This window comes from Fuerstiella marisgermanici (genome assembly GCF_001983935.1).
Taxonomy (GTDB): Bacteria; Planctomycetota; Planctomycetia; order Planctomycetales; family Planctomycetaceae; genus Fuerstiella; species Fuerstiella marisgermanici.
Map to the genome: position 1 here is coordinate 2214525 of NZ_CP017641.1, position 12019 is coordinate 2226543.

Sequence of the window (12019 nt, forward strand, 5' to 3'; positions counted from 1 at the left end):
TGTGTTTCCTGAAGGTCCAAGGGCTGTTCCTATGTTGTTGAATTTCTGGTTAAAGTCATTTCGAAGTGTGTGTGCGGAAAAAACACGAGAAAAGAGTTCGTTAAAACGGTCCGCCAGGCAGCAGAGACGGACCCATACCAGCCGAAATCCCGCTGAAGTGCTCGAACAACGTTCGCTGCTCACGACGTTTAATCCGACAACTCCGAGCGAACTCATTGCTAATATCAACACGGCAAACACCAACGGCGAGGACGACACCATTGATCTGGGCGGGCAGACGTTTACGTTCGATCAAACCAATTTCTTTCAGGGCGCTGAAGCCGACGGCCGAAATGCCGTTCCCAGCATTCTGAGCGATGGCGGAAATGTGGTGACGATCATCAATGGACACCTGCAACGAGACGCCGCGTCGACGGCCAATTTCAGGCTTCTTCACGTCTCAGGCAATGCTGAGTTGAACCTGGAGGGGGTCACGATTTCCGGGGGCGATTCCCGCAGCACAGATGCCTTTCAGGCAACGGGCAATCGCGGAGGGGGAATCTTCGTCAGTCGGAATGCCACGCTCAACGTCACAAGCAGCGTGATTCGGGACAATACGACAACCAACTCCGGTGGTGGAATTTCCAACCGCGGATACCTGACGATTGAGGACAGCCTGATCTCCGGTAACACCGCAGTCAGCCGGTTCTACACGAATGGCGGCGGCCTTGTCAACGCACAAGGCACGGTCATCGTTCGCTCGAGCACGTTCACAGAGAACGCTGCGGATAGTGGTGGAGCGATTTTAACGTCTGGCTCCGGAAGCAGCCTGGACATCGACGATTCCCTGTTGTCCGGGAATGAGGCATTGACCGGCTCGGGTGGGGCGATCAGAAACTCATCCGCGACGACGGTGACTAACAGCACGATTTCGGACAACCGTGCTGGCACGTTGGGTGGCGGCGTGTACAACCTCAACGGCGGCCTGACAGCAACGAACACCACGATCACCGGAAATCGAGCAGGAACGGGCGGCGGTGGCATTCAGTCCTACGCTGTGACCGCTGTGACGTTGAATAATACGATCGTCGCCGGGAATTCTCTTAACTCGGGTGCGTCGAATGACATCGAAGCCACCACCCCAGCCACGGGTTTCAACAACCTGATCGGAGATGCGGCCACTTCGGGAGGATTCATGGATGGCGTGAACGGCAACATCGTGGGCAACGGCGGCACCGGTACGATCGATATCACCACCGTGCTCGACTCCAACCTCGCCGCTAACGGCGGCCCGACGCTGACGCACGCACTGATTGATGGCTCGCCCGCGATCGACGGCGGAGACAACACCTTAGCCGCCGGGCTTGACTTCGACCAGCGCGGTGCGGGGTTCAACCGCATCATCGAAGGCACCGTCGACATCGGAGCTTTCGAGGCTGAGGAAGCGGCGAGCCTGGTGGTGACGACGGATCAGGACGTCGTGAATGCAAACGATGGCCTGACCAGTCTTCGCGAAGCCATCGCGTTTGCGAATTCGGATCCGGACTTCAGCGAAATCACGTTCGGAGACGGCAGCAGCCTGGCTGGCGGCACCAGCTTCATCGATGCCACGCCGGACACCATTACTCTGGGCGGCACGCAGCTTGTGATTTCCTCAGATGTCACCCTCAGTGGCCCAGGAGCCGACCTGCTGACAATCGACGCCGCAGGCGCCTCGCGAGTGTTGCGCATCGCCCCGGGGAACTTCGATGTTACGTTAGATTCGCTGTCCCTGATCAACGGAGATTCCATCGACGACGGCGGCGGCATTCTGAATAGCTCCCATGGCGTGTTCACACTGTCCAACAGTGTGCTTGCGTCAAACACCAGCGCCCGCACGGGGGGAGGATTGTCCTCATTCGAGAATGGCACCGTCCGGATTTTGGACAGCACAGTCACAGGCAATCATGCAGATTCGGGAGGTGGTATCACAAGTCTCGGAAACGTGCCGCTGATCATTGATGGAAGCGCCATCACGGCAAATACAGCAACGGTCGTGGGAGGCGGGGTTTACGTAGGGGGACAGTTGCGTATCACAAACAGCACCATCGCCGACAATGTTAGCGCGTTGGGAGGTGGAATCCTCCAATCCGCCTGGACAGCGGAAATCGTCAACAGCACAATCGCCGGCAACAGGGCGACAGACCCCGTCGTCGGCGGAGGGGGAATCTTTAACGTAAACGATCTGGATTTGACAATCAGCAACAGTCTGATTGCCGGCAATGTCGCGCCTACGGGCTCCGATTTTTCGAACACATATACAACAGGATCGACCACGATCAACAACAGTATCGTCGGCGACGCCAGTGACATCGGTACCACGTCCGGCAGCAACAACCAGTTTGACATCGACTGGAAAACAGTGCTGGAGAACGACGGCTTGGTTCCGATTCTGGCAGACAACGGCGGGCCGACACAGACCATTGCTCTGTTGCCCGGTTCGCCCGCGATCAACGCGGGTGATGACGCGGCAGCGAGTGGCCTGTCCACAGACCAACGCGGTGAAACCCGATTCGTCAGCACTGTGGACATTGGTGCGTTCGAAGCTCAGGAAGCGGCGAGCCTGGTGGTGACGACGGATCAGGACGTCGTGAATGCAAACGATGGCCTGACCAGTCTTCGCGAAGCGTTGGCGTTTGCGAATTCGGATCCGGACTTCAGCGAAATCACGTTCGGAGACGGCAGCAGCCTGCCTGGCGGCACCAGCTTCATCGACGCCACACCAGATACCATCACCCTGGGCGGCACGCAGCTTGAGATTTCCTCGGATGTCACCATCACAGCCCCCGGAGCTGACCTGTTGACGGTCAGCGGGGATGATCAATCAAGAGTGTTTGACGTCCTGAGTGGTGACGTCACGTTCGACTCACTCAAGATCTCTGATGGAACCGCACAGGCTGCAGTTGACGATCGCGACAACGGTGCCGGTGTCAGGGTAAGTAACACAGCGGAGGTCGCAATTTATGATAGCGTCATATCAGATAACCTCCAACGCTATGGAAACGGTGCAGGAATTCACAACGAGGGTGTATTAACCATTCTCCGGAGTGCGATCGTCCATAATCTGTCCGCAAAAGGGAACGGGGGTGGTGGTATTTCGAATGACGGAGGGACGTTGACAATTTCCGACAGCTCTGTGTCGCAAAACGACACCACGGATGTGGGTGGTGGCATTTGGAACATCGCCGGAACTCTAATCATTACCAACAGCACGATTGCTAACAACATTGGTGGAGGCGTACATGTTTCGGCGGGCACTGTTAGTGTGGTAAACAGCACAGTCGCAGGAAACAGGCTCGAGTTGCCAAACCAGGGCGGCTTCACAAATGTCAATGGAACCGTAAGTCTTCAGAATAGTATCGTTGCTGCCAACGACCGATATATCCCGGGCAGCGGTCCAATTGATGTGATGGGAACTGTCACAGGCAACAACAACGTCATCAGTGAGTTGAGTAGTTCTGGTGGCTTGCAGAATGGCCTCAACGGCAACATTGTTGGGGGCGATTGGACCACCGTCCTTGCAAATGACGGCTCTGATCCAATTCTGGCAGACAACGGCGGGCCAACAGAAACAATTGCTCTGTTGCCCGGTTCGCCCGCGATCAACGCGGGTGATAACGCGGCAGCGAGTGGCCTGACGACCGATCAACGTGGTGAATCTCGATTTGTGGGCACTGTAGACATTGGTGCGCTCGAAGCTCCGGCTGTCACACTGGCTCAGGCAATCAGCGATGCCACGGTGCTTGAAGACGCTTCTGATGAAGTGATCGAACTGTCGCAGACGTTTGCGGATTCTTCCGCTGTGATGCTGAGTGTTTTCAGCGACAACACGTCTTTGGTCAATGCGACACTCAGTGGAACGGAGCTGACGCTAAACTTCGGAACGGACCAAAACGGCACCGCAGAAATTACGGTCATCGCGACCGATGGTCCCCTGCAAACGACGGAAACCTTCACTGTGACGGTTTCGGCTGTCAACGATGCTCCGACGGTTTTGACCCCGGTCGCAGACGTGACAGTGGACGAAGACTCCGCCGATGAAGTGATCGATTTGAGTAACGTCTTCGCCGATATTGATTCTTCCAGTCTGACACTGACCGCTGCGAGCAGCGACGGCACAGTTGTAGGTACGTCGGTGAGTGGAACTGACCTAACTCTCAGCTTCCCAGCCGATGCGAACGGTTCGGCGACTGTGACCGTGACCGCCGATGATGGTGCCCTGACGGTTTCGGACACCTTCAGCGTGACGGTTTCGGCTGTGAATGATGCACCGACCGTGGTGACTCCGATTGCCGATGTCACAGTGGACGAAGACGCGGCCGATGAAGTGATTGATCTGGCCGGAGTGTTCGATGATATTGATGGTGACACACTCACACTGACCGCTGTGAGCAGCGACGGCACAGTTGTAGGTACGTCGGTGAGTGGAACAAATCTGACGCTCAGCTTCCCCGCCGATGCGAACGGTTCGGCGACTGTGACCGTGACCGCAGATGATGGTGCCCTGACGGTTTCGGACACCTTCAGCGTGACGGTTTCGGCTGTGAATGATGCACCGACCGTGGTGACTCCGATTGCCGATGTCACAGTGGACGAAGACGCGGCCGATGAAGTGATTGATCTGGCCGGAGTGTTCGATGATATTGATGGTGACACACTCACACTGACCGCTGTGAGCAGCGACGGCACAGTTGTAGGTACGTCGGTGAGTGGAACAAATCTGACGCTCAGCTTCCCCGCCGATGCGAACGGTTCGGCGACTGTGACCGTGACCGCAGATGATGGTGCCCTGACGGTTTCGGATACCTTCAGCGTGACGGTCAACGCAGTCAATGATGCTCCGACCGTGGATTCAACCCTTCTGCCCGACTTCGCGGTTGATGAAGGTTCGTCGGATGTGACGATTGATCTTTCAACGGTCTTCGCTGATGTCGACGATGCAACTTTGGTTTACTCCGCTCAGTCTTCCGATGGCACCATCGTCGCGACAAACCTTTCGGCTGATCTGCTGACGTTGAGTTTCCCGGCAGATGGCGCGGCGACGATTACGGTGACCGCGACGGATGCCGCGGGTGCCTCTGTCAGTGACGATTTCATCGTGACGGTGAATGACGTTGTGACGGAACCTGATCCGGGTGTCACTGTTGTGGACGGAAAGCTGATCATCACCGGCACCGACGGCAACGACAGTATTCTGGTGAAGAAGTTCTTCGGCAAATACTATGTTTACACAAATATTCCGGGCTTCACATTCACAAAAATCAATGCTTCGCAGGTGGATGAAATCTGCGTCGACGGCGGTGCCGGAAATGATACCATCGTCATGGGCTGGTTCGTGTACGCTCCGACGACGCTGAACGGCGGTGCTGGCAATGATTACATTGTCGGCGGATTCGGCAATGACTTGATCGACGGCGGCGAAGGCGATGACTGTCTGCACGGTGATACGGGCGACGACACCATCTTTGGTGGTGACGGTGATGACTGGATCGACGGCGGCTGGGGCGACGATATCGTCTACGCCGGAGCGGGTGACGATTACGTCTGGGGCGGTTTTGGTGACGACATTTTGCTGGGACAGGCGGGTAACGACCGCATGTACGGTGGTTCGGGTCGAGACATCATCATCGCCGGTGAAGGTGCCGACCGGTTGTACGGTCAGGGGCAGGACGACATCCTGATCACCGGCGACACCAACTGGGATGATGATGAGGACGCACTGAAAGCCATGCGTGACGTGTGGACGGGCCGCGGTTCGGCACGCAATCGGGCTCAGGCCGTCCATGATTCCGGTCTGGAAGTGTTCCATGACGACGACGTGGACAAAGTATGGGGCGGCTGGGGTCTGGACTGGATGCTGTTCGACCGCAACCTGGACCGAGCCTATTGCTAGGTCTGATCCCGCAGTTTGTTGGGTGGTACTGAACATTCTGCAGCCGGACACACCGGTCGAAGACTCAATTCGCGGCAACGACTCCGCGCAAGCCGGGATGATTACGTGCTGAATAAGATCTATTCAGCACTTCACGCGGCTTGAACGCGGGGTTTCAATGACTTTTGTCATCTCCTTGAGATTGCGATTTTCCCATTTATGTACGGAATGGGAATCATTTCCCTGACACCGTTCATGATATATCCAAGTGCCTTCACCCCGGTCGCAAAGGGAGCTCTTTTGGTTTGGACGCTGAATGCCTCAATTTCTGCGTTGTACATAGCTGTGCACTGCGATCAATGGAGGTTGTTATCGGCCGTTTCATTCCTCGATTTGTATTTCAGCCTTTGCCTATCTGCCGGCCTCGTCCATTCACTTTTTGACGAGTCGCGAACCACGAAAATGAAATGGTAGTCGACAGCTGTGTTCCAAATGGAACACAGCTGTCGCGGTGGAAATGTTCCCAACTGCGCACCAAAGTGCCGTACTGCCGGGCGAACCGTACCCACGCTTTGTTTTTCGTGAAAACAGTTGCGCCCCAATAACACTCAACGATGTGCTGAGGTTTCGATTGGAGTCTGACGAGCTCATCGCGGGCTCGGCAGGATCCACGCGACGAAAATCCATTCGAGCACTGTGGAATACATGTTCATGTTTTGGATTGTTGAGATGCGACCGCGAAAACTCCTGTTGATCGCGAATCCATAGCAGGCTGATGGAACAAGGATGATTTGAGCCGACCGCCTGCGTGGCCCAATTCTCGCTGGCAATCCACTAAAGCCAGGCTACAAATAAGCCCGGAAAAGGATGTCCCGCCACGGATACCAGGGGGGCGTCGGCCAATCACCTCGCCAACTTGTTACGGTCGCTGCAGTGTTGAGGTAAGAAAATCTGTAATGTTGAGGCTGGCTGGGCCGTCCTCAGCCCGGCGGAGTTGCTGCTTTTTGCTTTTCTGCCAAACAAATTTGACCGATGGCCCGCTGTCTCTAGAATGCCAGTATGTACGAAAGAACCCTCACCGCATTGCCGGTCTACAACGAAGCCAACCACGTGCCTGATGTGCTGAATCAGGTGCTGCAGCACGCAGACGATGTGTTGGTGGTCAACGATGGATCAACAGACGGCACCAGCGCCGCTTTGGCCGCGTTTGAAGACCGCGTGCATGTGGAAACTCACAGTGTGAATCGTGGCTACGGTGCGGCGTTGAAGACGGCGTTCGATTACGCAGTCCGCTATGGGTACGACGTTCTCGTCACCATTGACTGTGACGGACAGCACCAGCCGCAGCTGATTAGCGAGATCGCTCAGCTGGTGGGTGATCCGGCCAATCCCGTCGACATGGTGTCCGGCAGTCGCTACCTGCAACCCACAGCACAAGTAGGCGTGGCGCCTGAGGATCGGCGGCGGATCAATATGCAGATCACTCGCTGCCTGAACGAACAACTGGGCTTCAACATCACGGACGCTTTCTGCGGGTTTAAGGCATATCGAGTTTCGTCGCTGGCCGATCTGGACATCACCGACCATGGTTATGCCATGCCGTTGCAGTTGTGGGTGCAGGCGGCCGACCTGAACTGGAAGATCTCTGAGTTTCCGACGCCGCTGGTTTATCTGGACGAAGATCGCTCCTTCGGTGGTTCGCTGGACGATGCCGCCGTCCGATTGGCTCACTATCGTTCTGTGCTGAATGCGGAACTCAGCCGACGCGGCATGCACCAACGTTTCACGGCCGACTGCGGAAAAAGCGGCGCGTAGCTGGTGGTTCTTCCATCCGAAGAAGCAAGGCGGCGATTTGTGATTCTGGAACACAACCACCCGTTTCTGCATTGGGATCTGCTGATGGAACGTGACGGCGCGTTGGCGTCGTGGCGGCTGTTGCAGCCGGTTGTCTGTGGCCAGTGGATCGATGCAGAAGTACTGCCCGACCATCGCATGATGTATCTGGATTACGAAGGCCCCGTCAGCCGCGACCGCGGCAGTGTGAAACGAATTGCAGGCGGCACGTTCCGACAGTTGACCGCAGTGACCGGTCCAACGGATTCAACGACAACCAGCTTCGAGCTCGCGGACTGCGAGCTTGCCATGCAAGCTATGCTTCGCACGCGGACCGACTGTCCGCCACAATGGCGTTTCGAATGACGGACCAGAGTTTCGAAAATCGCGTTCAGCAGCGACTTCAGGAACTACACGATCAGCAGCGTTTTCGTGCTGCGAACGTCGTGCAGTTACTGGCAGATGGGCGTTGCGAAATCGATGGCCAAGCGATCATCAATTTTGGCGGCAACGACTACCTGGGACTCGCGCACGAAGTTGGGCGTGTGTTTCGTGAAGAAGCGGTGACTCAGGTGGGAGCGACCGCGAGTGCTCTTGTGGCCGGCCGCAGTCAGCTGCATCGCGACCTTGAAAACGCCTTGGCCGCCTTCGAAGCCACGGAAGCGGCGCTGCTGTTTCCCACCGGCTATGCGGCCAACTTAGGCGTGCTGACAGGATTGGTCGAAGACGGCGACGCGGTGTTTTGTGACCGCGACAATCATGCCAGTATCATCGATGCGGCGCGAGCGTCGGCCGGGAAGATGCTGGTCTATCGGCGAGATCGGTTAGCCGCGTTACAGCAGTCGCTTGCCAAACGTCGCCACGAATTTCGCAATGTGTTTCTGGTCACGGACGGCGTGTTCAGTATGGACGGCACGGTCGCTCCGCTGGCCGAACTTTGTGACCTGGCCGAACAGTTCGATGCTCGAGTGATTGTTGACGAAGCTCATGGAACCGGCGTGTTGGGAACTCACGGCCGCGGCGCGTGCGACCTGGCTGGTGGAAACGACGGAGCCAGCGTCGAAGACCGCGTGCTGCTGCGAGTCGGCACGATGAGCAAAGCGATGGGCGGGTTGGGCGGCTTTGCTGTTTCGACTCAACCAGTGATCGACCTGCTTCGCAACACCGCTCGGACGCAGTTTTATTCCACCGCGTTGCCGCCAGCGATGTGTGCCGCGATGTTAGAATCGCTGCGCATCATCACGTCGGAACCGGAACGCCGCGAACGCGTGCAGCAGCTCACGGAGCTCGCACACAACGAAATTGTAGCTCGAGGCCTAAGCACCGTGCCCGGTGGAGTGACGCCGATCGTTCCGGTGATCGTGCCTGGTGAAGCGGCGGTCATGAAAGCGTCGAGCGGACTTCGTGAAGCCGGCTACTTTGTCCCCGCGATTAGAACTCCCACCGTCCGTGCGGGTGCTGAGCGGCTGCGGTTATCGTTTGGGGTGCATCATTCGGAAGAGGCGGTCACTAGCGTGCTCGCGGCGATCAGTGACCTGACATCCGGTTTAGCGGCTGGTTTTTAGATGCTCGCTGGCTTGTGTCAGAATGCGTCGTTCGCGTGCGGTGAGACTGGCTTCGCCTTCGCGACTGATCTTGGCCAGAATGTCGTCGATCTTCACTGAATAGTCGACTTCGGGCTGAGTGCCAGGATTGTACAGCTTGATGTTCTGCCGCCGCAGCTTGGGTACTCGCGTTCGCCCCGCAAACCGATCCCACCACGACGTCAGGTTCATGTCCCAGCGAAAATACAGCAGTCCAAAGATCAGTCCGCCAAGATGAGCCGCGTGAGCAACCGTCGCACCAGCCGGTACAAAGAAGGATGGCACAAGTCCCAGAAAACCGAGTGCGTCGTAACCGACAACGACGGCTAGCAGCCAGCGAGCTTCAACTGGCAGGATACCGAACAAATGAACTTTGACGCGAGGATAGTGCAGCGCGAACAGCATGAAGACGGCACTCACTGCCCCCGATGCTCCCATGACCCAAGCTGCTCCAGGCGATCGGAAGATTGCCATGACAGAAGTCTGGACGATACCGGAAAAGACTGCAGCCGCCAGATACATCCATAGAAATTCGCGTTGCCCGATCGTTTGAGCGACAATGCGGCCGAGAAAGTACAGCGCGAGCATGTTAAACAGCACGTGCGACAGCTGAACTTCGCTGTGACAGAACGCATACGTTAACAGACGCCAAATCTGTCCGTATTGAAAGACAAGGTCGCGTTCGATCGCGAACCAATCGGCAATTAATGAACTGCCCTGAGCCGTTCTGGTGAGAATTTGCAGAACGAACACCGCCACCGTCGCGATGATGATTTTGCTGACGATCGACCGGGGTGTCGCGGGAAATTGATCAATCGGTTGTTGAGCGTATGGACGGTTCCGGATTCCCATCAGCAATCATACCCATGCAGTGGATGCGTCGTCAGCGGCCGATCGAGCGTTCGATGGGCTGTATGTCTCTGTCATCGACGCCAGTCCACAACCATCTGAAGAATTGAGTGTCGGCTGCGAAGTCGAAACCCAAAACAGGCAACACCTGCCGGTAAACTCTGCCAGGCGGGATGGCCCGCCGGCCGGCTTTAGCTGACGCTCCGATTAGAAGTTGCCGCTCCCGTTGCCCACTTAATGAAGGCCAGACCTTCGGATGCCGAATTTTTCCCGTCCCGGACGTAGGCATGCGAGAAGCGGATGAACGGAGCCATGTTTCGGGGAACGGGACGGCGTCCGCGGGCCCCCAAGCCGACATGCGCGGCCCCCTCCCGGACGTTGCTTCGCTTCGTCCGACCTCCCCCCAACGCTTCGCTGGGGGAGGTGCGCGCGGCTAATGCCGAAACCCAAAGACGAACCGCACGCGTCGTCTCCAGCGACCAACCGAAGCAACGCCGGCGCCTTAGCCTTCACACCGTCACTCGCCCCGCAACGCCAACCGCCCGCCGGTGCTGACCGGCCTGCGACTATTGGACGTCGGCGGCGATTTTGCTGGGGAGACGGTCGTAGTCGGTGGATGAGCCGGGAAGAGCTTCTGTGGCTTTGCGAAGGTCTTCCACCAGTGCGTCACGTTCTTCAGACGCGGTTTTGATAGCGCGACGCAATCGATCTACTTCCAGCAGAAGCTGATCGCGTTCTTCTTCGACCAGTTCGGTAACCGTCAACAGTCCTAGTGCGATTTCCGGTCGACCGGGAACGTCTTCGACCTGTCGATTGGGGTCACCGAGTAACTCAGACCTTCGCACGGCCAGAGCGGCTTGAGCCAGTTGCAGCTGTTCCTGCTGACGCTGAATGTTCGCCTGTGTTTGCTGAAGCATTTCCTGTGTGCGGCGGCCATGACGATACAGTTCGTCAATTTTGGCACGAGGAGCAGCGGGAATCATTGTTCGCAGACGCCAGCCAGCATTCATCGGCCATGAGGCGACTTCCTGCGGGTTGAGAACGTGCACCGGCTGCAGCACGGCATTTCGGGGGCCGATGTCAGTGGCGATAAATTCACCAACATAGGTTTCACCTTCTGCACCGCCGTAAAAAGCATGAACAGTCGGACGCACGGTTTGGGGCGCGTTGTTGTCGCCCTGAATCTGGCTGTTTGTTAAACCATGCTGTTCGCCAATATTGTTCACGACAAGCTGGCCGTTGTTATTGGCGATGGAAGGTGCATCGGCAGGCAGGTTGGGGCCACGAGGTGGAATGTTCCAGACTTTATCCCAACCAATTTTCAAAGCTTCCAGTTCGGCGGACGCTTCCATCAGTTCCTGGCGAGCTTTTGCTTCCGCCGTTTTCTTGTTGCGTACGTCTTCCTTGCCGTCGCGAATTTTTTGCGACCATTCACTGTGAATGACCAGCAGACGCGGCAACCAACCGCCGTACGGCGACGGGATTGGGGCGATCGCCACAATCAGCAGCAGCAGCGTGAGAACTAAGCAGATTTTTCCAACGGTACTCATAGTGGTCCTCCGAGAATGCCGGCCGTCTTGCGAGGCAGACTTCCCGATTCCACGAAACTTGCGAATTGCTGACTGTCGCGGCCCGAACCGGCCACCGACAATCTGCGCCGTAGTCCTCCCATCGACGCTTGATGCCTGGATGGTGATGGAGATCGGCGTGAGCCAGTTTCTCCTGCGGAATTACACGATGCCCGGGCATTTCCAGTTGCCCAGCCTAATCAGCCCGATCAGTCGACGCTATCCGATTATATCCCCTACGCATCGCAAATTCGGAAAAATCCACGCCAGCCCCGTACTGGCGACACACACGGGCC

6 protein-coding genes are annotated in these 12019 nt (G+C 57.0%); 4 read left to right on the top strand and 2 right to left on the bottom strand.

The annotated features are described in order from the left end of the window. The first annotated feature begins 157 nt into the window (after window positions 1–157). The 4 genes from Fuma_RS08375 to Fuma_RS08395 all read left to right on the top strand — a co-directional run bounded on the left by Fuma_RS08375 (window position 158) and on the right by Fuma_RS08395 (window position 9288). The gene (locus tag Fuma_RS08375; RefSeq protein ID WP_158520907.1) at window positions 158–5911 is read left to right on the top strand and encodes a choice-of-anchor Q domain-containing protein; all 5754 of its coding nucleotides are present in this window, start codon (window positions 158–160) and stop codon (window positions 5909–5911) included. A gap of 1038 nt (window positions 5912–6949) precedes the next feature. Next, on the top strand, window positions 6950–7705 hold the full coding sequence (locus tag Fuma_RS08385) for a glycosyltransferase family 2 protein (RefSeq protein WP_077023728.1): 756 nt from the start codon (window positions 6950–6952) through the stop codon (window positions 7703–7705). A 3-nt stretch (window positions 7706–7708) separates the two neighbouring features. Next, window positions 7709–8089, top strand: a complete 381-nt coding sequence (locus Fuma_RS08390; RefSeq protein WP_077023729.1) for a DNA polymerase ligase N-terminal domain-containing protein — start codon at window positions 7709–7711, stop codon at window positions 8087–8089. After that, window positions 8086–9288 carry an aminotransferase class I/II-fold pyridoxal phosphate-dependent enzyme gene (locus Fuma_RS08395; RefSeq protein ID WP_077023730.1) on the top strand — a complete coding sequence of 401 codons (1203 nt, stop codon included), beginning with the start codon at window positions 8086–8088 and terminating at the stop codon, window positions 9286–9288. Before Fuma_RS08390 ends, Fuma_RS08395 begins: the two co-directional genes overlap by 4 nt. Here the strand turns inward: Fuma_RS08395 and Fuma_RS08400 are convergent. Then, entirely contained in the window at window positions 9271–10158 is an 888-nt protein-coding gene (locus Fuma_RS08400) for a rhomboid family protein (protein WP_077023731.1), read from the bottom strand. The genes Fuma_RS08395 and Fuma_RS08400 overlap by 18 nt on opposite strands. Before the next feature lie 563 nt (window positions 10159–10721). Further along, window positions 10722–11705, bottom strand: a complete 984-nt coding sequence (locus tag Fuma_RS08405) for a hypothetical protein (protein WP_077023732.1) — start codon at window positions 11703–11705, stop codon at window positions 10722–10724. Window positions 11706–12019 lie beyond the last annotated feature (314 nt).

Excerpts from the sequence above, each read along its gene's own strand:
- Fuma_RS08385 (WP_077023728.1), top strand. The coding sequence starts at position 6,950 with ATGTACGAAAGAACCCTCACCGCATTGCCGGTCTACAACGAAGCCAAC.
- Fuma_RS08395 (WP_077023730.1), top strand. The coding sequence starts at position 8,086 with ATGACGGACCAGAGTTTCGAAAATCGCGTTCAGCAGCGACTTCAGGAA.
- Fuma_RS08400 (WP_077023731.1), bottom strand. The coding sequence starts at position 10,158 with ATGGGAATCCGGAACCGTCCATACGCTCAACAACCGATTGATCAATTT.
- Fuma_RS08405 (WP_077023732.1), bottom strand. The coding sequence starts at position 11,705 with ATGAGTACCGTTGGAAAAATCTGCTTAGTTCTCACGCTGCTGCTGCTG.